This is a genomic window from Paracoccus sp. S1E-3, from assembly GCF_013868135.1.
GTDB lineage: Bacteria > Pseudomonadota > Alphaproteobacteria > Rhodobacterales > Rhodobacteraceae > Paracoccus.
On the sequence record NZ_JACEMU010000004.1, the window covers coordinates 946,604 to 971,185 of the forward strand.

A 24,582-nucleotide genomic window follows, 5' to 3' on the forward strand; every position below is an offset into this window, starting at 1 on the left:
AACGGCAACGAGGGCAAGCCCTTGAACGAGAAAGAAAAGGAGCGAGCATGCGCCGCGTCGTCATTACCGGGCTGGGGATCGTCTCGCCCATCGGCAACAATGCCGAGGAAGTCACCGAAAGCCTGAAGGCCGGCCGCTCGGGCATCGTTTTCGCCCCCGACTACGCCGAACACGGCTTCCGCAGCCAGGTCCACGGCATGCCGCAGATCGTGCTGGAAGACCATATCGACAAGCGCAACCTGCGCTTCATGGGGCCGGGTGCTGCCTATAATTTCATCGCCATGGAGCAGGCGATCAAGGATTCCGGGCTGGAGGAGAGCGATGTCTCCAACCCGCGCACCGGCCTGATCATGGGGTCGGGCGGCCCGTCCACGTCGAATTTCTTCGAGGCGCATCAGATCGTGATCGAAAAGGGCTCGCCGAAAAGGATGGGGCCGTTCATGGTGACGCGCTGCATGTCGTCGACGAACTCGGCCTGTCTGGCGACGCCGTTCAAGATCAAGGGCGTGAACTATTCGATCACCTCGGCCTGCGCGACCTCGGCCCATTGCATCGGCAACGGGGTCGAGCAGATCCAGATGGGCAAGCAGGACATCGTCTTCGCCGGCGGCGGCGAGGAGCTGGACTGGACCCTGTCCTGTCTGTTCGACGCCATGGGCGCGATGTCGTCGAAATACAACGACACGCCCGAGACCGCTTCCCGCCCCTATGATGCCACCCGCGACGGCTTCGTCATCGCCGGCGGCGGCGGCGTCGTGGTGCTGGAGGAACTGGAACATGCGCTGGCGCGCGGCGCCAGGATCTATGCCGAAGTCACCGGTTACGGCGCCACCTCGGACGGCTATGACATGGTCGCGCCTTCGGGCGAAGGCGGCGAACGGGCCATGCGCGTCGCGCTGGCAACCCTGCCCGAGGGGCGCAAGATCAGCTATATCAACTCGCACGGAACCTCGACCCCGGTCGGCGATATCGGCGAGCTGAAGGCGATCCGCCGGGTGTTCGGCGAGGGAACGACGCCCCTGGTCTCCTCGACCAAATCGCTGACCGGCCATTCGCTGGGCGCCACCGGCGTGCACGAGGCGATCTATTCGCTGCTGATGATGCAAAACGGCTTCATCGCCGCCTCAGCGAACGTGACCGAGCTTGACCCCGAAGTGAAACCCGAGGAAATCGCCTTGCAGCGTGTCGACAATGTCGATTTCGATTCCGTTCTGTCCAACAGCTTCGGCTTTGGCGGGACCAACGCCACGCTGGTGATGTCGAAATTCCAAGGGTGATCTGAATGGGCGATCTTCTGAAAGGCAAACGCGGACTGGTGATGGGGGTCGCCAATGACCGTTCCATCGCCTGGGGGATCGCCAGGGCACTGGCGGGTGAAGGCGCCGAGCTGGCCTTCACCTATCAGGGCGACATGTTTGCCGAACGCGTCCGTCCGCTGGCGGAATCGCTGGGATCGGACCTGCTGGTCGACGTTGACGTGACCAATGACGACAGTCTGGACGCGGCCTTCAGGGCGCTGGGGGATCGCTGGGGCAAGCTGGATTTTCTGGTCCATGCCATCGCCTTTTCGAACAAGGACGAGCTGACCGGCCGATTCATGAATACCAGCCGCGAGAACTTCAAGAATTCGCTGGATATTTCCTGTTATTCCCTCATCGAGGTCGCCCGCCGTGCCCATCCGCTGATGGCCGAGGGCGGCTCGATCCTGACGCTGACCTATGGCGGCTCGAACCGGGTGACGCCCTTCTACAATGTCATGGGCGTGGCCAAGGCCGCGCTGGAGGCGACCGTCCGCTATCTGGCCAATGACCTCGGCCCCGACGGAATCCGGGTCAACGCGATCAGCCCCGGCCCGATGAAGACGCTGGCGGGCGCCGCGATTGGCGGGGCGCGCAAGACCTTCCGGCACACCCAGGCCAATGCGCCCCTGCGCGCCAATGCCACGCTGGAAGCGATCGGCGGCACCGCCGTATGGCTGACCAGCGATTGGGCCGCCTGCACCACCGGCGAGATTGTCACCGTCGATGGCGGCTATCACGTGCTGGGCATGCCGCAGAGCGAAAATCTTTGACGCCGGACCGGGGTTTCACCCCGGACCCCAGGATATTTGGGCCAGAATGAAGATGAGCACGCAGTTCTTTACCGCCGATGATGGCGCGAAAATCGCTTATCAGGATGAGGGTGAGGGGCTTCCGGTCCTGTGCCTCGCCGGGCTGACGCGGAACATGGGTGATTTCGACTATCTGGCACCCCATCTGTCAGGCGTCCGGCTGATCCGCATGGATTATCGCGGGCGCGGGCAGTCGGATTATACCGGGGCGGCCACCTATACCGTGCCGCGCGAAGGCAAGGACGCCCTGCAGTTGCTGGATCATCTGGGCTTGCCGCAGGCGGCGGTGCTGGGAACGTCCCGCGGCGGCCTGATCGGGCTGTTTCTGGCGGCGGTCGCACGGGACAGATTGCTGGGGCTGTGCCTGAACGATGTCGGTCCGGTGATCGAGCGCGCGGGGCTGGAGCGGATCTTCGATTATGTCGGCCGCAACCCGGCGGCGAAGACCTATGACGCCGTGGCGGAGCGGATGGCGGCGCTGAGCCCCGGTTTCGCCAATGTGCCCGCGGGCCGCTGGCGCGCCGATGCCGAGAAATTCTATCTGGAGACGCCCGAGGGGTTGCGCATCCGCTATGACGCCAGCCTGCGCGAGGCGTTTCTGGCGGCGTTTCAGGGCGAGGCGCCCGATCTGTGGCCCTTGTGGGCGGCGACCGCGGGGATGCCGGTGGCGTTGATCCGGGGGGCGAATTCGGATCTGCTCTCGCCCGAGGCTTATGCCGAGATGCGCAAGCGGCGTCCTGATGGGATCTATGCCGAAGTCCCGGACCGGGCGCATGTGCCCTGGCTGGACGAAGCGGAAAGCCTTGGCGTGATCCGCGCCTGGCTGGAGGCCGTGCGTCAGGCCGGTCCGTAACCCGCGTACGCAGTCGGTTCGGGGAACCGGCCCTCAGCTTCGGGTTTGGGCCAGCAGGGCCCTGGCCTCGGCGTTCAAGCGGCGATCGCAGGCGGCATCGATCAGGGCAATCTGCGCCGGCGAAAGATAGTCGACATAGCCGCCGACCTGCCCTTTGCGCATCCGCAGGCTTTCGCCATCGCTGCGGTCGTAATCATGACCGGGCAGCCCTTTCGACAGTTCCAGTTTCTGCATGTTCTGGAAACGCGCGGCCTCGACCGCGTCGGCCAGCAGATCCGGCCTGACCTCCACCCCCAGAAAATCGAGCACGCGGGCGGTTTCACTGATCGGGTCCTGCGAGAGCTTTTCGTAACTCAGCACGATATGGGGATTGTGCCGCAGCCCGGCCGCCCATCCGTTCAGATAGCCGGTCAGCGCCGCGATCCCCTGCGCCGGATCGTTCAGGAAGGCGTCGATGTCACCCGAAAAGCGGTGCTTCTGCCGCGTGGCGTGGAAATAGGACGAGACCAGCACGTCCCTGGGATCCCGCAGCATATAGATGATGGGACGCTGGCGGAACCACAGTCGGGAATAGGGCCGGTGGCTGACCGCGATCAGGGGCACCGGCGGCTTGTGGTCCGCGAAGCCGAAGGCCGGCAGGCCGCGTTCGGGATCCAGGTCGAAATTCGGCATCACCGTGAAGGTGGAATACAGGTCGAGCGCCGGGTTCAGGCCGAACAGGCGGACCAGATAGGACGACAGGATAAAGCGGAACCAGGTCCTGCCCGATTTGGGATAGGAGGCCAGAACGGCGTCGATGCGGTCGATATGGAAGAACAGCCGCGCCGAATTCGTCGCCCGTTTCCAGACATAGCGGGGTATGCCGGTCGTGAGATTCATGGCGCATCACTCCGAACAGGCGCGGCAACCGAAGCGTGACTTTAGCTGATTGGGCGGGTGCTCCCTCAGTCGTAAAGGACAGCTGTCGGTGTCGTCAAGGACGGCGGACCACAAGCTCTCGCAGGGTGGCGCGTGGACCGTCGCCGGGGAAATCGAACCGCGTCACCTCCTGCCAGCCGGCGGCGTCGAAATCGGGGAAAAAGGCATCTGCCCCCGCGACCTCGACATCGATTTCGGTGATCAGCAGCCGGTCGGCGCGGGGCAGAAGATCGCGGAAGACACGCTCGCCGCCAATGCCGTAGATACGGGCATAGCCGGCCGCACGGGCCGCATCCATCGCCGCGTCGAGATCCGGCACAGCATGGGCAGGCAGATCCAGCGTCGAGGTCACGACCAGGTTCAGCCGGTCCTTCAGCGGCCGGAACGGCAGGCTTTCCCAGGTGCGCCGCCCCATGATGAGCGCGCCCCCCAGCGTCTCACGTTTGAAGAATTTCAGATCCTCCGGGACATGCCAGGGAAGCGTGCCATCCTTGCCGATGGCCCCGTTGCGGGCGCGCGCTGCGATCAGGGTCAGCATCAGACGGCCACCGGCGCCCTGATCGCCGGGTCGGGATCGTAGTTCAGGAATTCGAAATCCTCGAATTTGAAGTCGAAGATCGAATCGACCTTGCGGGTGATACGCAACTGCGGCAGCGGCTTGGGCGTGCGGGACAGTTGCAGCTCGACCTGCTCGAGATGGTTCGAATAGATATGCGCGTCGCCCAGCGTGTGGATGAAATCGCCCGCCTCGTAGCCGGTGACATGGGCCAGCATCGCCAGCAACAGCGCATAGGAGGCGATGTTGAACGGCACGCCGAGAAACATATCGGCGGAACGTTGATAAAGCTGAAGGTGCATCTTGCGTCCGATGATGCGGACCTGCCACAGCGTATGGCAGGGGGGCAACGCCATGTCGGGTACCTCGCCGGGGTTCCAGGCCGAGACGATCAGGCGGCGGCTGTCGGGGTTCTTGCGGATGTTTTCAACCAGCTCGGCGATCTGATCGACAGAGCGCGCGAAGAACAGCGGCTGGCCGTCCGGGGCCGCGCCCGCCGGTTCCAGCGCCGGGAAGCGCCGCCATTGCGCGCCGTAGACCGGCCCGAGATCGCCATTCGCATCCGCCCATTCGTCCCAGATCGAGACCTTGTTCGCCTTCAGATAGCCGATATTGGTGTCGCCCGAGAGGAACCACAGCAGCTCATGGATGATCGAGCGCAGATGCAGTTTCTTGGTGGTGACCAGCGGGAAGCCCTCGGACAGCGGATAGCGGCTTTGCATGCCGAAATAGGCGATGGTGCCGGTGCCGGTGCGGTCGGTGGTGATCTCGCCTTGCTCGAGAATCGTTCTCAACGCCTGATGATATTGCTGCATGCCCGGTCTCCGCTCTGCTGTCGCCCCTTCTTAGCGTCCCGGCGCCATGCCGACCAGCATTCAGGTTTGTGACCCGGCGCAGCTCGTGGCAGATTGGCGGCAATATCGCTGAAAGGACGAAACATGACGCTTCGCTATCTGCATACCATGGTGCGCGTGAAGGATCTGGAAAAGTCGATGGCCTTCTATCGGCTGCTGGGGCTGGAGGAGATCAAGCGGACCGAAAACGAGAAGGGCCGCTTCACGCTGGTCTTCATGGCGCCCCCCGGTCAGGAGGACGCCCCGGTCGAGCTGACCTATAATTGGGACGGCGATGACGGACTGCCGTCCGACAGCCGGCATTTCGGGCATCTGGCTTACCGCACCGATGACATCTATGCCCTGTGCCAGAAGCTGATGGATGCGGGCGTCACCATCAACCGGCCGCCGCGCGACGGGCATATGGCCTTCGTGCGCAGCCCGGACAATATCTCGGTCGAGCTGTTGCAGGACGGTTATCTGGACCCGCAGGAGCCCTGGGCCAGCATGGAAAATACCGGGCACTGGTAAGACGGCCAGCCAGATGCGAACCGCCCCGGCCATTGCCATCCTGATCGCCATCACGGTCGCCATTGTCGCCGCGGGCGGGGGGAATGGACAGGATCAGGGGCGGCAGGGGGGCAATGACAGCGCGCCGCGCCCGACCGCATCGGCGCCTCCGCCCGCGCGGCCGCTGGTGGTCGCGCCCCCTGTCCCCGGCTCACCCGAAGAAGCCGCCGCGATCATCGCGGCCGCGCGGGCGCAGGTCGGCGTCACCACGATCTATGATCCCGCCTATGCCCGCCTCGACTATCCCGGCGGGGATGTGCCGCGTGACCGTGGCGTCTGCACGGATGTGCTGATTCGCGCCCTGCGCGACGGGGCGTATATCGACCTGCAACTGGCCGTCCACCGCGACATGACGGCCAACTTCGCCGCCTATCCCGATCTCTGGGGCCTCAAGCGTCCTGATCCGAATATCGACCACCGCCGGGTCCCGAACCTCGCCGCGCTGCTGGACCGAGTGGGCGCGCGCCGCCCCCTCGGCAACGATCCGGCGGATTTTCGGCCTGGCGACATTGTCACGGCGATGCTGCCGGGAAACCTGCCGCATATCATGTTGATCAGCGATCGTCGCAATGCCGACGGCATTCCACTGGTCATCCACAATATCGGGCGCGGCACGCGCGAGGAGGACGCCCTGTTCGCCTATCCCCATACCGGCCATTTCCGGGTCGAGGGTGCCGCGCTGGCGGAACTGCGTCGGCTGGGGCAGCTGCAATACTGACCCGTCAATAGATATAGCGGATCTGCTCGTTCCAATAGCGCTCGATCCGGCGCCATTGGCGGTTCACCTCCTCCAGCGGGGGATCGTCCAGAATGCCGGATGCCACCAGGTCGTCGGCGTGGCGCGCAAACAGCTGCCCGATCTGGTCGCGCACCGCTTGCCCCGTATCGCTCAGCCGCACCCGGACCGAACGGCGGTCCTGATCGCTGCGCTCGTGATGGACATAGCCCATCCCCACCAGCTTCTTCAGGTTATACGACACGTTCGACCCCTGATACATCCCGCGCGAGCGCAGTTCGCCCGCCGAAACCTCGGCCGCGCCGAGGTTATACAGCAGCAGGGCCTGCACCGGCGTCAGGTCGGCCCGGCCCACACGTTCGAAGTCGTCCTTGATGAGGTCCAGCATCAGCCGATGCAGGCGTTCCAGCATCTGCAGGCACTGGAAATAGCTGTCGACCATGTCCGCCTGCGGGCGGTGGTCCGATCTGGGCAGCACAGCATTCATATGGTCATCCTCTCGCTAGGGACGACCATGGCCCAAAATACCGAATCTTCGGTTAATCCGCCCGATTTTTCTGCGGAAGATTCGTGAACTCCGCCGGGATGCCCTGGAACCGCTCCAATGCGAAGCGGGCGATCACCTCAAGAATCGCGGCGATTTCTGGCGGCCCCGCCGTTTCGCCGCGCGAAAAGGCCATGATCCAGCGATAAAGATCCTGATCGTTTTCACCCATGACCTGTTCGTATTGGGCCATCAGTCCCTTCGGCAGGTCGCGCAGCTGCGAATCGGCGAAGGGTCCCAGGATCAGGTCCATTTCCTTCATCCCGCGCCGCCAGCTGCGCATCTGCAGCCGCTTCAGCCGGATTTCGGGATCTTCCATGGCTCGCCTCGCTTGTCGCCTGACCGCGCGCACCCTAAGACGTAACCGTGCCAATTCCAAGGAGCGCGCGATGGCTTTCCTCTCTGACGCGATCAACCGAATCAAACCCTCGCCCACGGTCGCCATGACCGGCCGCGCGGCGGCGCTGAAGGCCGAGGGTCGCGACATCCTCGCGCTGTCGGCCGGCGAGCCGGATTTCGACACCCCCGAACATATCCGCGAGGCCGGCAAGGCCGCCATCGACGCGGGCCACACCCGCTACACGACCGTCGATGGGATCGCTGAACTGAAGCGGGCCATCTGCGACAAGTTCGCGCGGGAAAACGGGCTGGACTACACCCCCGATCAGATCAGCGTCGCCAGCGGCGGCAAGCAGATCCTGTTCAATGCGCTGCTGGCGACGGTCAATCCGGGCGACGAGGTCATCATTCCCGCCCCCTATTGGGTCAGCTATCCCGATATCGTCGCGCTGGCGGGGGGAACGCCGGTGATCGTCCCCTGCCCGGCCGAGGACGGCTTTCGCCTGACACCCGAGGCGCTGCGTGCCGCCATCACGCCGAAGACCAAATGGCTGATCCTGAACTCGCCGTCGAACCCATCGGGGGCGGCTTACGATGCGGCGCAGATGAAGGCGCTGACCGAAGTGCTGCTGGATTTCCCGCAGGTCTGGGTGCTGAGCGACGATATCTATGAACATCTGGTTTTCGACGGCTTTACCTTCGTGACCCCGGCCCAGGTCGAGCCGCGCCTGAAGGATCGGACCCTGACCATGAACGGCGCGAGCAAAGCCTATGCCATGACCGGCTGGCGGATCGGCTATGCAGCCGGGCCACAGGCGCTGATCCGGGCGATGGCGAAGCTGCAGTCGCAATCGACCTCGAACCCCAGCTCGATCGGCCAATATGCGGCGCTGGCAGCGCTGACCGGACCGCAGGATTATCTGGAGACGTCGCGCGCCGCCTTCCAGCGCCGCCGCGACATGGTGGTGGCGGGGCTGAACGACTGCCCCGGCATCACGTGTCCGAGGCCGCAGGGGGCCTTCTACGTCTACCCCTCGATCGCCGGGCTGATCGGCACCGTCTCGGCCGGGGGCACCCCGATCACCGATGACGAGGCCTTCGCCAATGCCCTGCTGGACGAAACCGGCGTGGCCATCGTCTTCGGCGCCGCCTTCGGCCTGTCGCCGCATTTCCGCGTCAGCTATGCCGCCAGCGACGACACCCTGCGCGAGGCCGTGGCCCGGATCCGCAGCTTCTGCGAGGGCTGCCGGCCCGCATGACTCAGAAGCCCCCGCAGCGTAAGTTGCGGGGGCTTATTGGACCGGGACCAAGGGGCGTCACCAGCGCCAATCGCTCAGCGTCGTATCAGGGCGGCCAGCGGTGATGAAGGTTCGCCCGCTCTGTCCCTCCTGGTGCAGGGGCGCGCCGCCGTCCAACCCGATATCCTTGCGCAGATGCTCAGGTACTTCCGCCAGGGAAATGCGCATGGCCCGTGCCTGATGGCGCCGCTCGTGCCACATCGCAATCCGCTGAAGGACCCGCGCCATCGGCGAGGCGAGGTCGGTTTTTTCGCACAGTTCAATCGGCATCATCGTCATCTCTTTTCTCCTTCCGTACGGACGCGTTGTCTGATCCTCATAAAGCGGGCTTGTGCCGCCTGAGGCGCCGGAACGGGCGTCGATTTCAGATCCGTCGCGGGAGTTTGCCGACAGGGCCTGTTCCCGCTTCTCTCGATAGGATTAGGATGCTACCTTCATCGACCGAATGCCAACAAAACGCCTGCAACCATGCATAAGGACCGCTTATGGAACTGCCGCCGCTTTCCGCTCTGCGTGTCTTTGACGCGGCCAGCCGCCAACTCAGCTTCACCCGTGCGGCCGAGACCCTCGGCATGACGCAGGCCGCAGTCAGTTATCAGATAAAGCTGCTGGAGGAACGCCTCGGCGGCCAGTTGTTCCTGCGCAAGCCGAAAGGGCTGGAACTGACCGAGCTTGGCCAGCGCTATGCAGGCCCGACCGCCGACGCGTTCGCCACGCTGCGCGAGGCGTTTTCCAGCCGTCATGGCCATCCCGAAACCATGTCGATCTCGACCATGATCACCATAGCGAGCAATTGGCTGTCGCACCGGCTTGGCCGCTTTCAGTTTCAGCACCCGGAACTGGCGGTAAGGCTGGAAACCGATGACAAGCTCGTCGACTTCGCGCGTCAGGATGTCGATGTCGCGCTGCGTTACGGTTTCGGCGACTGGGACGGGCTGGTCAGTCAAAAGCTGTTCGACTCCGAACTGACGCCCATGCTGTCGCCGGCGCTTCTGAAAGAATACGGGCCGCTGAAGGGGCCGGCGGATGTGATTCCCCTGCCTTGGCTGAACAATACGCATCGCGGCTGGGATGGTTGGCTGCGCCAGAATAACGTGGCGGAGCTGGCCTGTGCGCCGACACGCCGGCTCGAGTTCGAGGCGCAGTCGCATCTTGGCCGGGCGGCACTTGCCGGGGAAGGCATCGCACTTCTGAACCCGCGCTTCTTCCGTTTGGAATTGGCGACCGGCACACTTGTCCAGCCTTTTAAAAGCGTCTGGCGCGGCGAGAAAAGCTATTGGCTGGTCTATCCGCACGCCCGTCGCAATCGCCCCGCGATCAAGGCGTTTCAGCGATTCGTACTGGACGAAGTGGCCGCCGAGGATTCGGCGCTGGATCAGGCGGGGGCGGCTTGACGCGCCCCGCCTGATACGGGATCAAAGCGCGGTCCAGCCGCCATCCACGCTGATCGTGGTGCCGGTGATCTGGTCAGCCAAAGGCGTGCACAGGAAGACCGCCGTGCCCCCCATCTGTTCGACGGTGGCGAACTCGCCCGAGGGCTGGCGTGACAGCATGACCTTCTTGATCACGTCTTCGCGACTCATGTTATGGGTCTTCATCTGGTCGGGGATCTGCTTTTCGACGATCGGCGTCAGCACATAGCCGGGGCAGATGGCGTTGCAGGTGATGCCCTTGCCGGCTTCTTCCAGCGCGGTCACCTTGGTCAGGCCGACAACGCCGTGTTTGGCCGCGACATAGGCCGACTTGTAGGGGCTGGCCGTCAGACCATGGGCCGACGCGATGTTGATGACGCGACCCCAACCCTTCTTCTGCATCTCCGGCAACGCCGCCGCCGTGCAATGGAAGGCCGAGGTCAGGTTGATGGCGATGATCGCGTCCCATTTTTCAACCGGGAATTCCGGGATCGGCGCGACATGCTGAATACCCGCATTATTCACCAGAATATCGCAGGCGCCCGCCTTTTCGATCAGCGCCCGGCAATCCGCGCCCTTCGACATATCGGCCTGGATATAGCGGACATCGACGCCGAACTCGGCGGCCATGTCGGCGGCCAGTTTGTGATCGGCCTCGTCATTGGTGAAACTGTTCAGCACGACATTGGCGCCCGCGCCGGCAAGCGCCCGCGCAATCCCCAGCCCGATCCCCGAATTCGATCCGGTCACCACGGCGGTCTTTCCCTTCAGAACGTTCTCGAACATGGCCTCGCCCTTTCGGTTTCAGTCGGAAAATGTCTACGCCCCGAGGACGCCGACCACAACCGAGCCACCGTGCCGATTCCCGCCTTTTTCAGGAATCGAGTCCGCGCGGCGAAACGCCGTGGCCCGACCATGCCGCGACACCGCGCGCCGCCCTGCCCCTTGCGAGCGAACCGAACCGCCCGGCATCGGTTCCGCGACGGCCCCCCGCGGCAGCCCCCGCCCACCGACTGGCTAAATTTCCGGCAATTCGTCGCCGGGCGTGCCCCAATCCGGCCGCGGCTCACCGACCGCCCTCTTGCGCGGGGCGCGCCAGGATCCCCTGCGATCCGGCGTAAAAAAAGCGCCCGCACGAAGCGGGCGCCAGTCATGAGGCAGGTTTCATACAGGCAAGAAACCTATCGAGCAGTGAGTTATATATAGGCGAAACCGCGCCCGAGTCCAAGGCTGTTGTTTGTCACGGTAAACGCCCTCGGATAGGCTGCGCATTGAAATCACTGGTATTTGCCAGAGCGAAGCGAAGGACTGCATGCGAATCTTCAATTTCCCTAACGATTCCGCGATCAAGCCAGCCCTTCTGGCCGCTTTCTGCACCCTCGTGACTGTTGCAGCGATGCCGCTGACAAGTGCCGCCGACCCCGCGCATGGCATCGCCATGTATGGCGAGCCGGCCCTGCCCGAGGGTTTCACGCATCTGCCATATGCCAATCCTGACGCTGCGAAAGGCGGCTCGATTCGGCTGCCCGAATCGGGCAGCTTCGATTCGCTTAAGCCTTGGGTTCTCAAGGGCAATCCGGCCTTTCCACTGCTGACCATGCCGGGCGTTCTGGCCGAAACGCTGATGCTGCGCTCGCTCGACGAACCCTTCACGCTTTACGGGCTGCTGGCCGAGACCGTCGAAACCGATCCCGACCGCACATGGGTGGAATTCGCCCTCCGCCCCGAAGCGCGTTTCTCGGATGGCTCGCCCGTCACGGTGGAGGACGTGATGTGGTCCTATGAGACGCTGGGCACCCAAGGGCACCCCCGCTATCGCGCCGCCTGGGGCAAGGTCGCGAAGATGGAACAGACCGGCCCGCACAAGATCCGCATCACCTTCAACACCCCGGATCGCGAACTGGCGCTTTTGATGGGGATGCGTCCGGTGCTGAAGAAAGCCCAGTGGGAGGGCAAGGATTTCGCGCAATCGGGGCTGGAGGTGCCCATCGGCTCGGGTCCCTATGTGATCGAGAAGGTTGATCCGGGCCGCTCGCTGACCCTGCGCAAGAACCCTGACTGGTGGGGAAAGGATCTGCCGGTCAATCAGGGGCTGCACAATCTCGACCGCATCACCTACGATTATTACGGCGACGCCAATGCCATGTTCGAGGCCTTCAAGGGGGGCGAGTTGGATGTCTGGCGCGAATTGAGCCCGAGCCGCTGGGAAAACGAGTTCGACTTCCCGGCCGTCACCTCGGGTCAGGTGGTTCTGTCCGACATTCCGAACAATCGCCCGACCGGCATCACCGGTTTCGTGATGAATACCCGCAATCCGATCTTCGCCGACTGGCGGGTTCGGCAGGCCCTGATCGAGGCCTTCAACTGGCAATTCATCAACAACACCCTCTCGGGCGGGAAGGATCAGCGCATCACCTCCTATTTCGCCAATTCCGATCTGGGGATGACCCCCGGCGCGCCCGCCGAAGGGCGCGAACTGTCGCTGCTGCAACCTTTCGCAGCTGATCTGCCCCCCGGCACGATCGAAGGCTATGCCCTGCCTGAGGGCACCGACCGGCCGCTGGACCGCGCCGCCCTGAAGCGGGCGACGAAACTGCTGGCGGAAGCCGGCTGGACCGTCCGCGATGGCCAGCTGGTCAATGCGGAGGGCAAGCCCTTCCGGTTCGAGATCCTGCTGAACCTGTCGGGCAGCGCCATCACCACCGCCGCCGAGATGCGGCAGATGTCGGAAATCTATGCGCAGGCGCTGCACAGCCTTGGCATATCCCCCGTCATCACGCTGCTGGACAGCGCCCAATATACCCAGCGCACCAATACCTATGCCTTTGACATGACCTGGTTTGACCGTGCGCTGTCGCTGTCGCCGGGCAATGAACATCTGCTCTACTGGGGCGCCAACGGGGTGACCGAGCCGGGAACCCGCAACCTGATGGGGATGAACTCGCCCGCGGCCGAGGCGATGATCGCGGCGATGCTGAACTCCACCAGCCGGGAGGACTACGTGGCCGCCGTCCACGCCCTTGACCGGGTGCTCACTGCGGGGCGCTATGTGATTCCGGTGGGCTTCGCACCGGCAAGCCATCTGGCGCATGACAAGACGCTGAAATTTCCCGCGACGACGCCGATTTATGGCGATTATCCCGGATTCCTGCCCGAAACCTGGTGGCGCGAGGGCGGTGCGTCGTAAGGGAACCCACCGCCCTCGGACGCAGTTTCAGCAAAAGGAACGCCGGCACAGCGCCATGGCGTCGGAAGATGAAGGAACCTGTCCATGAAGTGGCATCACGTTGCCGATAACTGGCCCGCATTCTATGAAGCGATTATCGACCGCTGGCCGGGCGTGGACGAATCCGACCTGGACGAAATCGATGGCGATCAGCGCCAGTTTTTGCGCCTCATCGCCGATGTCGAGGGGCTGGAGAACGACGAAGCGCGCGAGGAGATCCGCGAATGGCTGGCGGGCGAAATTCCGGCCGATGTGGTCATGGATGAAAGTCACGACGACCGCTCGATCCGCAATTCGGCCAAATATGTCGGCGATGGCGAAGACGAATATGACGACGACGCCCGCTTCGGCGACGATGACGAGGTGCCCGACGACGGCGATTGACAGCCACTACGCGGGCGATTGCTCTTCGTGCGATACAGGCGCGTTCGGGACCAGGGGAAGCCCGAGCGCAGGCAGCAAGCCTCGGCATCCGACCTCATAGCGGTCGTGGCATGGGCAGCGTGGCAACAGCCCGGCTTCCGCAACTGGATGCCATGGTCAGAGGCGGGTTGCCCGACCGGTCCGCGAGGTCCCTTTCGCGATCCGCAGCTTGGGGTCGCCCATACGATCGGTAGATCCCCGTCGCACCAGCAATCTGGTCGCCAATGAGGAGGTCGCGTTTGGCGCGCGTCGATGCCCGATCGGATGCCATCCACGCCCGGTCCGTGGCCCGGCGGCCAAGCGTCCGGGTGTAGGCCGGTATGGCGACCATGGCAGCGGTGTGGATTTCGCGGCACAGATCCCGCGTCCGGCCACCGATCTCAATTGCTGGACATGGGCTGGTTGCGACCTTGGGAACCGCGCCCTTCTGGTCATCGGCAACTTGGCTTGCCAACACGGATCGACGGTCATGGCGGTGACGGCATCGGCGGATCGCACCCGCCAGGGCGCGCAGCCTCGGCCTCTGCATCCCCATCACACGCGGCACCGTTGCCACCTGCCCAAGCATGCGTTCGGTCGGGCCATCTTCCACGCCGCGCGCCCCGCCGGTCACGGACAAGAAAAATGCCTCGGCAACGCCCGCTCGTGCGAGGCAGCCGCCCGAAGCAACCCTCCCCAGCCTCGCCTGCGGTTCGGGCCATAGTGGCGGAACGACCGGCCTTTCACCTGCTCCGGTCTGGCGACCTTTGCCATCTCAAGCCCGCTTCCGGTTATGGGAGGGCGGGCGATTATTCTGATCTCGCGCAGGACAATGCCTTATGCCTCCGCTGTCGCGCGCTGTCTTTGATCCGGCCGAACAGGTCAGGCGCGTCCGCCAGCTGAATCTGCCGCACCCGGCTTGGCTTGGCGGAGAGCGCACCAAAGGTCGCGCATGATCCTGCCGTATGATCCCCGCTGCTTCAGGACTGAGCCGCCATCCGGCGGGAGGTCCGATCTTTTGAGGGCCAAACCGCTTTTCGCGGCGACCTCTGCCGAACTGCGGCACCAGCAGGTATTCCCTTGAACCACGCCGTTGCGGCAGGCTTCCTCCCAGCCGGGATAAGATCTCGAACTGCCAGCCCTTCGGCACGAAAAAACCCGCCAAAGCGACCTTTGGCGGGGTTTCTCGTGCGTTTCATCGCGTCAAACCGGTCTCATTCGTCCGACAGGACATCATCCTCGCCACCTGCGACGGCGAAATCAAGACCGTGGCTGGCGCGGATCTTGTCCTCGATATCATAGGCCATGGCCGGGTTGTCGCGCAGAAACTGCTTGGCGTTTTCGCGCCCCTGCCCGATCCGTTCGTCGCCATAGGAATACCACGCGCCCGATTTCTCGACCACGCCAGCCTTCACGCCGAGGTCGATCAGCTCGCCCGTCTTGGAGATCCCTTCGCCATACATGATGTCGAATTCGACCTGCCGGAAAGGCGGCGCAACCTTGTTCTTGACCACCTTCACCTTGGTCGAGTTGCCCACCACCTCGTCGCGATCCTTGATCGCGCCGGTGCGGCGGATGTCCAGACGGACCGAGGCGTAGAATTTCAGCGCATTCCCGCCCGAGGTCGTTTCCGGGTTGCCGAACATCACGCCGATCTTCATGCGGATCTGGTTGATGAAGATCACCATGCAATTGCTGCGCCCGATCGAGGCGGTCAGCTTGCGCATCGCCTGGCTCATCAGACGGGCCTGCGCGCCGACCTGATGGTCGCCCATGTCGCCCTCGATTTCCGCCTTGGGCGTCAGCGCCGCAACCGAATCGACCACCACCAGACTGACCGCGCCCGAGCGCACCAGCGTATCGACGATCTCCAGCGCCTGCTCGCCGGTATCGGGCTGCGAGATCAGCAGCTCGTCCAGGTTCACGCCCAGCTTGCGGGCATATTGCGGATCCAGCGCGTGCTCGGCATCGACAAAGGCGCAGACGCCGCCCTTCTTCTGTTCCTCGGCGATGCAATGCAGCGTCAGCGTGGTCTTGCCCGAGCTTTCCGGCCCGTAGATCTCGATGATGCGGCCCTTCGGCAGCCCGCCGATCCCCAGCGCGATGTCCAGCCCCAGCGAGCCCGTCGAGGTGGCCTCGATCTCGGCCACCGGATTGTCGGCGCCCAGCTTCATGATCGAGCCCTTGCCGAACTGCCGTTCGATCTGCGCCAGCGCGCTGTCCAGGGCCTTCTGCTTGTCGGCCGATCTCTTGTCCATATTCGTGTCGCTCATCCTGCCAAACTCCTTGCCCTTATGTCAGAACACCTGTCCCGGCTCAATCGGCGCTGGCTGATGTTCCATTAATGTTCTCAATACGTGAACACCCGCCATATGGCAAGCGCGCTTGGGCATCGTGGCATCAATTCGTTAACCGGAGGTTTACAGGCGGCTGACGGCGCCGTAATTCCGTGACGGATCAAATCGAGGCGACGTGATGCTGATATTCTGGGATCAGAGGCTGGTGTTTCTGGCGACACCGAAAGCGGGTTCAACGGCTGTCGAAGTCGCGCTGGAGCCCCTGGCCAGCCTGGCCGTGCAGCGCCCGCCCGAAATGAAACACGCCGATGCCGCGCGGTTCCACCGCCATATCCACCCCTGGCTGTCTGAAATGACAGCGGATCATTTCACCACCGTGGCGCTGATGCGCGAGCCGGTGGAATGGCTGCGCAGCTGGTATCGCTTCTATCTACGTGACGAGCAGGATTCCGAAACCCCCGACAATTCCCGCTTCGAAGATTTCGTCCGGCTGTATCTCGCCCATCCTGAATCTGTCACCCAGGGGATCGGCACCCAGTCGGCCTTCCTGACCGGCGGCGACGCGCCGGTCGATCGCATCTTCCGCTATGAGGACATGGCCGCCTTCACCCATTTCCTTGACGAATGGCTGGACTGCGCGATCAACCTGCCGCGCATCAACGTGCCGCCTTCGGCCGATGTGACCCTGTCGTCCGCGACCGAGGCCGAATTGCGCCTCGCGCTCGCCCCCGATTTCAGGCTTTACGCCACGCTCAGCTAGCCGGTCAGGCGGCGCGTTCCAGCTTGTCGCCCACCGCCGCGATCAGATCGGTCAGCGAGAAGGGTTTCTGCAGGAAAGATGCGCCCTCGACCGGGTTGCGGCCATCCGCGAACACATCCTCGGTATAGCCCGACATGAAGATCACCCGCGTCCCCGGCCGGTCCTTCAATGCGCGGCGCACCCAGCTGAGGCCGTCGAGCCCCGGCATCACCACGTCGGAGACGAACAGGTCAACTTTCAGCCGGTCATCGGCCAGCAATTCCAACGCTTCCTCGCCCGAGGCGGCCTCGACCACCTGATAGCCACGCAGCTTGAGCGCCCGGCTGGCGAAGGCGCGGACCGGCGCCTCGTCCTCGACGAGCAGCACGCGCTGATCGGGGGGGGCGGTCATCGAAACCGTCCGCGTCGGCGCCGGCGCTTCCTCGGGCTCGAGATCGGCGCCCAGATGGACCGGCAGATAGATGGTGAAGGTCGTCCCTACATCCGGTACGCTGTCACACATGATGTAACCGCCGGTCTGCTTGACAATGCCGTATGCGGTCGAGAGGCCGAGGCCGGTCCCCTCGCCCACGCGCTTGGTGGTGAAGAAGGGTTCGAAGATCTTGCCCATCAGGTCGGCGGGAATACCGCAGCCCTGATCGGCGACCGCCACCCGCACATAGCGGCCCGGCGGCACCGCGAAACGGCCATGCAACTGCGGCTTCAGCAGGTCGACATTCTGGGTGGTGATGCTGATACGGCCGCCCTCGGTCATGGCGTCGCGCGCGTTCACTACCAGATTCATGATCACCTGCTCGATCTTGCCACGGTCGGCGCGCACCGGGTCCAGCCGGGGGTCGTGGCGCTGCTCCACCGTGATCTTCTCGCCCACCAGCCGGTTCAGCAGATGCGAGAGATCGGCGATGGTGTTGCGCAGATCAACGCGCTGCGGCTTCAGCGTCTGCTTGCGCGAGAAGGCCAGCAGGTGGCTGACCAGATTGGCGGCGCGGTTGGCGTTCTGGCTGATCTGATCGAGATCGGCGTAATCGGGATCGCCCTTGTCATGGCGCAGCATCAACAGGTCGCAATGCCCGCTGATCGCGGTCAGCAGGTTGTTGAAATCATGCGCGATGCCGCCCGCCAGCTGGCCCACCGCCTGCATCTTCTGGCTTTGCACGAACTGCGCCTCGAGCGTCTTCAGCGCGCGGGCATCCGACAGCACCGCGATCAGGGTGCGCGGCTCGTTTTCTTCGGCGTGAAGGGAAACCTGGATGAACCGGTCCTGCCCGGCGCGGGGCGCGCGCAGCACCTCGGGCGCGGCGGGGCCGCTGGCGGCAAGGGCCTCGGCCAGCCAGTTTTCGACGGGGCGCCCGAGCCCGTCCAGCAGTTTCGAGACATGCTGCCCGGTGGCATCGCCGCCGCAATAGGGCTCGGCCGCACGGTTGGCGTGCAGGACGGTGCCATCCACCGCCAGCCGCAGCACGGCAATGGGCAGGCGATCGTAATCCATCGGCTCGATGGCGGCGGGCGCCTTCGGCTCGGCCGGCAGGGACAGCCGGACGAGGCTGGCGCCCGCGCGTTCGGCGGTCAGTTGGCGGCTGTCGGGCAAGTGCTGGCCGGCCCGCCCATGACGCAGCGCGCGGGCAAGCAGCCGCGCGGTTTCACCGCCCGCATCTGCCAGTTGCCCGGCCAACAGCTGCGCCAGCGGCCGGCCCGCATGGTCGCCCCAGTGATCCAGCGCCTCGGGCGATTGGGCCAGAATCATGCCCTCCCCGGTCACCGCCCATTCGGGATGGCCGGAGGTTTGCATCTGAGGCAGCAACCGGGCCAATTGGCGACGCTGGGCCAGCCCGTCACGGGCGTGGGAAAGTGCGATACTGCCGCCCAGCAGATACCAGCCCAGAACGGCCATCAGCGCGCCAAGCGACAGCGTCACCCCCGGATTGGGACGCGCGCCATGGGCATAAAGCCACATCTCGCCCAGCACCACCGGCAGAACCAGCACCGGCACCCACAGCCCGAGATTGCGCGGCAGCCGTTGCAGCCATTTCGCCATGAGACGTTTTCCCTTCCAACTCCCCATCGGCTTAGCGCTCAGAGTTTAACAAAGGATTAACGTCCATCATCTTCGCGCCGCAGCAGCGCCAGGAAGAACCCATCCGAAGCATTTTCCGGCGACCAGGTCTGTGACATTTCATGCCGGAAATCGGGATGCCGGGAAAGAAACCCGTCAACCTGACTACCATTTTCGGCATCCAGCAACGAACAGGTCATATAGGCGATCCGCCCTCCCGGCCGAACCAGCGGCGCGACCTGAGACAGGATCTGCGCCTGGGTCCGGCGCAGCTCATCCAGCGCCGTGCGCGTGAGCCGCCATTTGGCATCGGGCGTGCGCCGCCATGTGCCCGAGCCGGAGCAGGGCACATCCGTCACCACCAGATCGTAATCCCCGCCCAGCGTGTCGGGGGGCGACAGCGCGATCCGCGCACCGGCACGGCGCGCCCGCTCGGGCAGGTCGGACATGCGGGCGGGCGCAGCATCATGGGCGGTCAGTTCCACCGTCTCGCGCGCGGCGAGGGCCAGCGACTTGCCACCGCCGCCGGCGCAGAAATCCAGCACCCGCGCGCCTTTCGACAGCGGCAGCGCCGCGCAGGCCAGCTGGGGCGAGAGGTCCTGCAGCTCGACCAACCCGTCGCGATAGGCCGCCGAACCGGCGATGCGCCGTTCGCCCGCGGTGACGCGCAGCGCGGTGGGCAGGCTGTCATGCGGCTCGGTCTCGATCCCTTCGGCGGCGAGCGCTGCACGCGTGGCCTCGATGCTGGCGCGGCGCGGGTTGGCGCGCAGCCAGACCGGGGCGCGGACACGCATCGCCTGGGCGAGCGGCAGCGCCGCTTCGCCCAATGCGGCCTGCCAGTCCGGCCATATCCAATCGGGCAGATCCGGCAGCGCTGCGGCCCGTGCCGGATCGCCGCCGGCGAGTTCCGCCGCGGTTGGGGGTGCGGGCGCATGTCCCTCGCCGGTGAAGACCGTGGCCGGGTCCTCGGCGCGGGCGCGGATGAGGCCCAGCATCAGCCCGCGCCCGGTCAGCGCGCCGCCCCATGCGGCCAGACTGTCACGGCGGCGGAGGGCTTCGAACACCAGATCCCGGATGGCCGCGCGGTCGCCAGAGCCGGCGAAGCGGCTGGCGCGTGCCCAGCCGATCAGCGCGGCCTCGGCCGGGGTGCCCGCCAGCACCCGGTCGAGGATGCCGATGGCGGCCTCGATGCGGGCAGCCGGCGTCATCGCGCTTCTCCGGCATGGGTGGCGCGGTTGATGCCCAGCCGAGCGCGGATCCAGCGGCTCAGCCGGGCCTGCCCCCCTTCGATGACCGAGAACAGCGCCGGCACGAACAGCAGCGACAGCAGCGTCGACAACAGCAGGCCGCCGATCACCGCCACCGCCATGGGCGCGCGGAACTCGCCCCCGGCACCCGATCCGATCGCCGAGGGGACCATGCCCGCAGTCATGGCGATGGTGGTCATAACGATCGGGCGGGCACGTTTATGGACGGCGTCCAGCAGCGCCACCCGTTTCGGCGCCCCGGCTGACATCGCGGTCAGGGCGAATTCCACCAGCATGATGGCGTTCTTGGTCACGATGCCCATCAACATGAGAAAGCCGATCAGCACCGGCAAGCTCATGGCATAATTGAAGAAATACAGTGCGAAAATGGCGCCGCCGATGGCCAGCGGCAACGACATCAGGATCGAGATCGGGGTGATGAAGCTGTGAAACAGCAGCACCAGCACCACATAGACCAGCAGCACGCCCGCAGCCATGGCGGTGCCGAAGGCTTCGAAGATATCGGCCATGATTTCCGCATCGCCCGAGGATTCGATCTCGGTTCCGGGAGGCAGTTGCACGCTGGTCTGCATCTCCGTGACCTTGGCCGAGACCGGCCCCAGCCGCGCGCCATCGACCAGATTGGCGCTGACAGTGGTCCGGAAACGGCGGTCATAGCGGCTGATTTCCGTCGCCCCCGCACCATAGCCAAGAACGGCCACGGTTTCCAGCGGCACCAGACCGTTCGCGCCCGGCACCCGCAGACTGCGCAGCACCTCGAGATCCTCGCGGGCGGCGCGGTTGAGGCGCACGACAATGGGGATCTGACTGTCTCCGGCATTGTATTTCGCGACGTTTTCCTCGCTGTCGCCGATGGTGGCGATGCGCAGGGTGGTGGCCAGATCGACCGCCGACACGCCCATGCCGGCGGCAAGATCCGGCTTCGGGGTGATGGTAATTTCGGGGCGGCGCAGATCGGCCTCGCTGATGACACCTTCCAGTTCCGGCATTTGCGCCATCTGATCGGCGAGGATCTGCGCGGCCTCGGTGGCGGCCGCCTCGGTATCGCCAAGCACGCTGATCGAAATGTCGTTCTCGCCGTTCTCGTTCTGAAAGCTCAGCCGCATGTCGGGCATGTCGGCAAGCGCCTGCTTGATCTCGGCCTCCAGCTCGAACTGGCTGCGCTCGCGATCCTCTCGGGCGCCGTAATTGATGAACAGCTTCGCCACCGCGACATTGCTGCCGCCGCCTTCGACGAAGACCGACTGCACTTCGGGGAAGGGATCAAGCGCACGGGTCAGGCGCCGCGCCGCGTCCTCGGTTTCGGCGATGGTGGCGCCCGGCGGCAGTTCCGCCGTCACCGTCGAACGGCCGATATCGGTGGGCGGCATGAACTCGCCCGGCAGCAGCGTCGCCGAATAGATCGAGCCCGCGAAGATCCCCAGCCCTGCCAGCAGCGTCAGCGCCCGGTGCTTCAGTGTCCAGCCTGAAACCCGCATCAGGACGCGCATCACCGGGCCGTCCTTCACCTCGGCCACATGGGCGTCCTTCAGGAAATAGGCGGCCAGCATCGGCGTGATGATCCGCGCGACCAGCAGCGACAGCAGCACCGAGATCGCGACCGTCAGGCCGAACTGCTTGAAATACTGCCCGGCGATGCCGGACATGAAGCTGACCGGGGCGAAGACCGCGACGATGGAGAAGCTGATCGCGATGACGGTGGTGCCGATCTCGGTCGCGGCTTCTTCCGAGGCCTGATAGGCGGGCACGCCCATATTGATGTGGCGGACGATGTTTTCGATTTCCACGATGGCGTCGTCGACGAGAATCCCGGTGACCAGCGTGATCCCCAGCAGGCTGATGGTGTTGAGGGTGAAGCCCAGCATGTCCATCACGAAGAAGGTCGGGATGATCGACAAGGGCAGCGCCAGCGCCGCGATCAGCGTGGCGCGCCAGTTGCGCAGGAACAGAAAGACCACCACGATGGCGAGGGCCGCGCCTTCATACAGCGTCTCCATCGCGCGGTGGAAGTTGGATTCGGTATACACCGTCGTGTCGTCGATCAGGTAGATCTCGGTCGAGGGGTAGCGGGCCTGAATTTCGGCCAGTTTTTCCTTGGTGCCATCGGCCGCGACCAGATCGGATTCACCACTGGCGCGGAAGACGCCGAAGGCCACCACCGGCATCCCGTCATATAGCGCGAAGCCGCGCACCTCGGAGGCGCCGTCGATGATGGTGCCCAGCTGATCCAGCCGGATCGTGGCCCCCCCGGCGATGCGGATCGGGGTGGCGGCCAGTTGGTCGAGCGTGCCGGCCGCCCCCAGCGCGCGGATTGAAAATTCCGTCCCGTCCAGATCGCCGCGGCCGCCGCCGAGGTCGATATTGCGCACCCGCAACTGATCGGAGACGCCCGCCGCCGTCAGCCCCTGCGCCAGCAGGCGATCGGGGTCCAGCTCGACCTTGATCTCGCGATTTGCGCCGCCCAGGCGACTGACCTTGCCCACCGCCTCGACCGAGGCCAGTTCGCGCGCGATGGTGTCGTCAACGAATTTCGACAGTTCCTCGATCGAGCGTCCGTCGTCGCGCACGGCATAGGTCAGGATCGGCATGCCGGTCACGTCCAGCCGTCGCACGACCGGCTCGGTCACGCTGTCGGGCAGTTCGCCCCGAACCTCGGCCACGGCATCCTTGATGTCGTTGACGGCGCGGTCGCTGTCGGTCTCCAATTCGAATTCCACCACCACGGAAACCGAACTGTCGGACGCGGTGACAGTGGTATGGCGCACCCCCACGACCGAGGCGATGGCGTCCTCAAGCGGCTGTGCGACCTGCGTGACCAGTTCGGAGGGGGCTGCGCCGGGCTGCCCCAGCGAGACGGTCACGATGGGCAGGTCGATATTCGGAAACTGCGTCACCGCGAGCGTGCGGAAGCTGTAGATACCTGCCAGCAGCAGCACCAGAAACAGCGCGATGGGCGGCACCGGGTGACGGATGGACCAGGTGGACAGATTCATGGCTGCACCCCGGCGCTGGCGCTGTCCTGCGCGCGGTCCTGCACCGGTGCGGGTGCCTCGCCCCCATCCTGGGCCTCGGCTGCGGGGGCGGCATCCTCTGTTACCGGGATCACCCGGTCGCCGTCGCGGAAGAAGGCGCCGGCGCGGGCGATGATCTGCTCGCCCGCCTTCAGGCCCGAGAGGATCTCGCGCCGGCCCTGCCAGATGACGCCGGCCTGAACCTTGCGCGTCTCGACCCGGCCGTCCGACACCACCTGCACCACCTGCCCGCCGTTATCGTCCAGCACCGCCGTCAGCGGCACGGTCAGCCCGTCATGACGGTCGACGATGATCCAGCCGTTGGCGAACAGCCCCGGCCGCAGCCCTGCGGTCGCCTCCAGCGTGATGCGCAGTTCGCCCAACCGGGTCGCGGCGTCAACGGCGGCGGGCAACCGGCGGACATAGCCCCGGACCTCGCCCAGGCCCGCAACGCTGGCGATGGCGGGATCATCCAGCTTCAGCTGCTGCAGGGCGGTTTCCACCACCTCGGCCTGCCACTCGATGCTGCCGTCGCTGATAATGGTGAACATCGGATCGCCGGCGCCGCTGCCCATCGCCCCAAGCTGGACGGCACGGGCGCTGACGACGCCGTCAACCGGCGAGGTCACCTCGGTCCAGCCAAGGTTCAGCTGCGCGAGGTCGACCGCCGCCGCGGCCTGGGCGCGGGCAGCCTCGGCCACGGCCAGCCCGTCGCGGGCCGAGGCCGCCTGCGCGCGCGCCGCCGCCTCGGCGGCGACAACATCGTCCAACGCCGCCCGCGTGGCGGAACCGCCTGCCTGCAATTGCCGGGTCCGTTTCAACGCCGCCAGCGCCTGGGCGAAGGTCGCCTCGGCGCTGTCGATCTGGTTGCGGGCCTGGCGGACCGCAGCCTCGCTGCGCTGCAATTCGGCCTCGGCCTGGGCCAGCTGGGCCTTGACCGCCGATTGCGACAGCCGCGCCAGAGCCTGCCCGCGGGTCACGTGATCGCCCGGCTCGGCCAGCAATTCGGTGACCTCTGCGCCAGAAAGCTGCGGATAGACAAGCGCCGGTTGCCGCGCCACCAGCGACCCCGATGCCGGCACCCGCACTTCGACCGGGGTGACGCGGGCGGTGTCGACCGTTGCGGGCTGCGCCGCGCTGGCAGAGGGCGCCGCCCCGGCATCGGCCGCGTCGGCGGCATGGGCCGGAATGGCCAGCAAGGCGAGGGCGATCAGGGTTCGCAGCACGGGCTTTTTCCTTCAACATTCAGCATTCAGCGCGCGCGTCCCGAAACGGCGGCCCATTCGGCGCGCGCATCCCCCGCGCAGGCCATGCAACGCGCGGACGCCCCGATTGTTCAGTCGCGCTGACCCTACAGCAGGGACGCCACAGACAAAAGCAAAAGGCCGCCCCTGCC

22 protein-coding genes are annotated in these 24,582 nt (G+C 65.2%); 10 read left to right on the forward strand and 12 right to left on the reverse strand.

Annotation, left to right across the window (positions count from 1 at the left end; translation table 11 throughout):
* Nucleotides 1–47: 47 nt before the first annotated feature.
* The 3 genes from fabB to H1S04_RS04690 are packed head-to-tail and all read left to right on the forward strand — an operon-like array spanning nucleotide 48 to nucleotide 2,963.
* Nucleotides 48–1,277: a beta-ketoacyl-ACP synthase I gene (gene fabB, locus H1S04_RS04680; protein ID WP_181744369.1), complete on the forward strand. Its 1,230-nt coding sequence runs from the start codon at nucleotides 48–50 to the stop codon at nucleotides 1,275–1,277.
* Nucleotides 1,278–1,282: 5 nt separating this feature from the next.
* Nucleotides 1,283–2,071: an enoyl-ACP reductase gene (locus tag H1S04_RS04685; protein WP_181744370.1), complete on the forward strand. Its 789-nt coding sequence runs from the start codon at nucleotides 1,283–1,285 to the stop codon at nucleotides 2,069–2,071.
* A 52-nt stretch (nucleotides 2,072–2,123) separates the two neighbouring features.
* Complete coding sequence (locus tag H1S04_RS04690) at nucleotides 2,124–2,963, forward strand: alpha/beta fold hydrolase (protein ID WP_181745396.1); 840 nt, start codon at nucleotides 2,124–2,126, stop codon at nucleotides 2,961–2,963.
* A gap of 33 nt (nucleotides 2,964–2,996) precedes the next feature.
* On the opposite strand, the gene H1S04_RS04695 is transcribed toward H1S04_RS04690, so the two are convergent.
* The 3 genes from H1S04_RS04695 to H1S04_RS04705 all read right to left on the reverse strand — a co-directional run bounded on the left by H1S04_RS04695 (nucleotide 2,997) and on the right by H1S04_RS04705 (nucleotide 5,252).
* Nucleotides 2,997–3,842: a sulfotransferase domain-containing protein gene (locus tag H1S04_RS04695; protein WP_181744371.1), complete on the reverse strand. Its 846-nt coding sequence runs from the start codon at nucleotides 3,840–3,842 to the stop codon at nucleotides 2,997–2,999.
* Between the two features lie 94 nt (nucleotides 3,843–3,936).
* Nucleotides 3,937–4,419, reverse strand: a complete 483-nt coding sequence (locus H1S04_RS04700) for a dihydrofolate reductase (protein ID WP_181744372.1) — start codon at nucleotides 4,417–4,419, stop codon at nucleotides 3,937–3,939.
* Nucleotides 4,419–5,252, reverse strand: coding sequence for a thymidylate synthase (locus H1S04_RS04705; protein WP_181744373.1), 834 nt, complete (start codon nucleotides 5,250–5,252; stop codon nucleotides 4,419–4,421). Before H1S04_RS04705 ends, H1S04_RS04700 begins: the two co-directional genes overlap by 1 nt.
* Nucleotides 5,253–5,375: 123 nt before the next feature.
* Here H1S04_RS04705 and H1S04_RS04710 point away from each other — a divergent pair, with 123 nt between their 5' ends.
* Together H1S04_RS04710 and H1S04_RS04715 are read left to right on the forward strand one after the other, a co-directional pair.
* Nucleotides 5,376–5,801 (forward strand): VOC family protein, encoded by a 426-nt coding sequence (locus tag H1S04_RS04710; protein WP_181744374.1) that lies wholly within the window; start codon nucleotides 5,376–5,378, stop codon nucleotides 5,799–5,801.
* Between the two features lie 13 nt (nucleotides 5,802–5,814).
* Nucleotides 5,815–6,558 (forward strand): DUF1287 domain-containing protein, encoded by a 744-nt coding sequence (locus H1S04_RS04715; protein WP_181744375.1) that lies wholly within the window; start codon nucleotides 5,815–5,817, stop codon nucleotides 6,556–6,558.
* 4 nt (nucleotides 6,559–6,562) lie between these two features.
* Here H1S04_RS04715 and H1S04_RS04720 read toward each other — a convergent pair whose 3' ends face one another.
* Entirely contained in the window at nucleotides 6,563–7,063 is a 501-nt protein-coding gene (locus tag H1S04_RS04720; protein WP_181744376.1) for a MarR family winged helix-turn-helix transcriptional regulator, read from the reverse strand.
* A gap of 52 nt (nucleotides 7,064–7,115) precedes the next feature.
* Nucleotides 7,116–7,439: a succinate dehydrogenase assembly factor 2 gene (locus tag H1S04_RS04725; protein WP_181744377.1), complete on the reverse strand. Its 324-nt coding sequence runs from the start codon at nucleotides 7,437–7,439 to the stop codon at nucleotides 7,116–7,118.
* A gap of 70 nt (nucleotides 7,440–7,509) precedes the next feature.
* Between H1S04_RS04725 and H1S04_RS04730 the strand changes: the two genes are divergently transcribed.
* Nucleotides 7,510–8,718: a pyridoxal phosphate-dependent aminotransferase gene (locus H1S04_RS04730; RefSeq protein ID WP_181744378.1), complete on the forward strand. Its 1,209-nt coding sequence runs from the start codon at nucleotides 7,510–7,512 to the stop codon at nucleotides 8,716–8,718.
* Nucleotides 8,719–8,775: 57 nt separating this feature from the next.
* Here the strand turns inward: H1S04_RS04730 and H1S04_RS04735 are convergent, their stop codons facing one another.
* Complete coding sequence (locus tag H1S04_RS04735) at nucleotides 8,776–9,036, reverse strand: hypothetical protein (RefSeq protein WP_181744379.1); 261 nt, start codon at nucleotides 9,034–9,036, stop codon at nucleotides 8,776–8,778.
* 206 nt (nucleotides 9,037–9,242) lie between these two features.
* Here H1S04_RS04735 and H1S04_RS04740 point away from each other — a divergent pair, with 206 nt between their 5' ends.
* Nucleotides 9,243–10,151, forward strand: coding sequence for a LysR substrate-binding domain-containing protein (locus H1S04_RS04740; RefSeq protein WP_181744380.1), 909 nt, complete (start codon nucleotides 9,243–9,245; stop codon nucleotides 10,149–10,151).
* A 21-nt stretch (nucleotides 10,152–10,172) separates the two neighbouring features.
* On the opposite strand, the gene H1S04_RS04745 is transcribed toward H1S04_RS04740, so the two are convergent.
* Nucleotides 10,173–10,955 (reverse strand): 3-hydroxybutyrate dehydrogenase, encoded by a 783-nt coding sequence (locus tag H1S04_RS04745; protein WP_181744381.1) that lies wholly within the window; start codon nucleotides 10,953–10,955, stop codon nucleotides 10,173–10,175.
* A 610-nt stretch (nucleotides 10,956–11,565) separates the two neighbouring features.
* On the opposite strand from H1S04_RS04745, the gene H1S04_RS04750 reads away from it, so the two are divergent.
* Together H1S04_RS04750 and H1S04_RS04755 are read left to right on the forward strand one after the other, a co-directional pair.
* Nucleotides 11,566–13,356, forward strand: coding sequence for an extracellular solute-binding protein (locus H1S04_RS04750; RefSeq protein WP_255435450.1), 1,791 nt, complete (start codon nucleotides 11,566–11,568; stop codon nucleotides 13,354–13,356).
* Between the two features lie 84 nt (nucleotides 13,357–13,440).
* Nucleotides 13,441–13,779, forward strand: a complete 339-nt coding sequence (locus H1S04_RS04755) for a hypothetical protein (protein WP_181744383.1) — start codon at nucleotides 13,441–13,443, stop codon at nucleotides 13,777–13,779.
* A gap of 1,232 nt (nucleotides 13,780–15,011) precedes the next feature.
* Here the strand turns inward: H1S04_RS04755 and recA are convergent.
* Nucleotides 15,012–16,070, reverse strand: a complete 1,059-nt coding sequence (recA, locus tag H1S04_RS04760; RefSeq protein ID WP_181744384.1) for a recombinase RecA — start codon at nucleotides 16,068–16,070, stop codon at nucleotides 15,012–15,014.
* A 202-nt stretch (nucleotides 16,071–16,272) separates the two neighbouring features.
* Here recA and H1S04_RS04765 point away from each other — a divergent pair, with 202 nt between their 5' ends.
* A complete protein-coding gene (locus H1S04_RS04765; protein WP_181744385.1) occupies nucleotides 16,273–16,854 on the forward strand; it encodes a sulfotransferase family 2 domain-containing protein in 582 nt (193 codons plus the stop codon).
* 4 nt (nucleotides 16,855–16,858) lie between these two features.
* Here the strand turns inward: H1S04_RS04765 and H1S04_RS04770 are convergent, their stop codons facing one another.
* From H1S04_RS04770 to H1S04_RS04785, 4 genes are read right to left on the reverse strand one after another with little or no spacing between them, the layout of a single operon-like run.
* Nucleotides 16,859–18,889 (reverse strand): ATP-binding protein, encoded by a 2,031-nt coding sequence (locus tag H1S04_RS04770; protein WP_181744386.1) that lies wholly within the window; start codon nucleotides 18,887–18,889, stop codon nucleotides 16,859–16,861.
* A 56-nt stretch (nucleotides 18,890–18,945) separates the two neighbouring features.
* A complete protein-coding gene (locus H1S04_RS04775; protein ID WP_181744387.1) occupies nucleotides 18,946–20,115 on the reverse strand; it encodes an RsmB/NOP family class I SAM-dependent RNA methyltransferase in 1,170 nt (389 codons plus the stop codon).
* Nucleotides 20,112–23,168 (reverse strand): efflux RND transporter permease subunit, encoded by a 3,057-nt coding sequence (locus H1S04_RS04780; RefSeq protein WP_181744388.1) that lies wholly within the window; start codon nucleotides 23,166–23,168, stop codon nucleotides 20,112–20,114. The genes H1S04_RS04775 and H1S04_RS04780 overlap by 4 nt, the downstream gene beginning before the upstream one ends.
* On the reverse strand, nucleotides 23,165–24,412 hold the full coding sequence (locus H1S04_RS04785) for an efflux RND transporter periplasmic adaptor subunit (RefSeq protein ID WP_220185086.1): 1,248 nt from the start codon (nucleotides 24,410–24,412) through the stop codon (nucleotides 23,165–23,167). Before H1S04_RS04785 ends, H1S04_RS04780 begins: the two co-directional genes overlap by 4 nt.
* Nucleotides 24,413–24,582 lie beyond the last annotated feature (170 nt).

Coding starts and splice junctions, on each gene's coding strand:
- H1S04_RS04735 (WP_181744379.1), bottom strand. CDS start 9,036: ATGACGATGATGCCGATTGAACTGTGCGAAAAAACCGACCTCGCCTCG.
- H1S04_RS04745 (WP_181744381.1), bottom strand. CDS start 10,955: ATGTTCGAGAACGTTCTGAAGGGAAAGACCGCCGTGGTGACCGGATCG.
- H1S04_RS04780 (WP_181744388.1), bottom strand. CDS start 23,168: ATGAATCTGTCCACCTGGTCCATCCGTCACCCGGTGCCGCCCATCGCG.
- H1S04_RS04685 (WP_181744370.1), top strand. CDS start 1,283: ATGGGCGATCTTCTGAAAGGCAAACGCGGACTGGTGATGGGGGTCGCC.
- H1S04_RS04775 (WP_181744387.1), bottom strand. CDS start 20,115: ATGACGCCGGCTGCCCGCATCGAGGCCGCCATCGGCATCCTCGACCGG.
- H1S04_RS04690 (WP_181745396.1), top strand. CDS start 2,124: ATGAGCACGCAGTTCTTTACCGCCGATGATGGCGCGAAAATCGCTTAT.
- H1S04_RS04740 (WP_181744380.1), top strand. CDS start 9,243: ATGGAACTGCCGCCGCTTTCCGCTCTGCGTGTCTTTGACGCGGCCAGC.
- recA (WP_181744384.1), bottom strand. CDS start 16,070: ATGAGCGACACGAATATGGACAAGAGATCGGCCGACAAGCAGAAGGCC.
- H1S04_RS04750 (WP_255435450.1), top strand. CDS start 11,566: ATGCCGCTGACAAGTGCCGCCGACCCCGCGCATGGCATCGCCATGTAT.
- H1S04_RS04695 (WP_181744371.1), bottom strand. CDS start 3,842: ATGAATCTCACGACCGGCATACCCCGCTATGTCTGGAAACGGGCGACG.
- H1S04_RS04755 (WP_181744383.1), top strand. CDS start 13,441: ATGAAGTGGCATCACGTTGCCGATAACTGGCCCGCATTCTATGAAGCG.
- H1S04_RS04705 (WP_181744373.1), bottom strand. CDS start 5,252: ATGCAGCAATATCATCAGGCGTTGAGAACGATTCTCGAGCAAGGCGAG.
- fabB (WP_181744369.1), top strand. CDS start 48: ATGCGCCGCGTCGTCATTACCGGGCTGGGGATCGTCTCGCCCATCGGC.
- H1S04_RS04770 (WP_181744386.1), bottom strand. CDS start 18,889: ATGGCGAAATGGCTGCAACGGCTGCCGCGCAATCTCGGGCTGTGGGTG.
- H1S04_RS04730 (WP_181744378.1), top strand. CDS start 7,510: ATGGCTTTCCTCTCTGACGCGATCAACCGAATCAAACCCTCGCCCACG.
- H1S04_RS04710 (WP_181744374.1), top strand. CDS start 5,376: ATGACGCTTCGCTATCTGCATACCATGGTGCGCGTGAAGGATCTGGAA.
- H1S04_RS04700 (WP_181744372.1), bottom strand. CDS start 4,419: ATGCTGACCCTGATCGCAGCGCGCGCCCGCAACGGGGCCATCGGCAAG.
- H1S04_RS04725 (WP_181744377.1), bottom strand. CDS start 7,439: ATGGAAGATCCCGAAATCCGGCTGAAGCGGCTGCAGATGCGCAGCTGG.
- H1S04_RS04720 (WP_181744376.1), bottom strand. CDS start 7,063: ATGAATGCTGTGCTGCCCAGATCGGACCACCGCCCGCAGGCGGACATG.
- H1S04_RS04715 (WP_181744375.1), top strand. CDS start 5,815: ATGCGAACCGCCCCGGCCATTGCCATCCTGATCGCCATCACGGTCGCC.
- H1S04_RS04765 (WP_181744385.1), top strand. CDS start 16,273: ATGCTGATATTCTGGGATCAGAGGCTGGTGTTTCTGGCGACACCGAAA.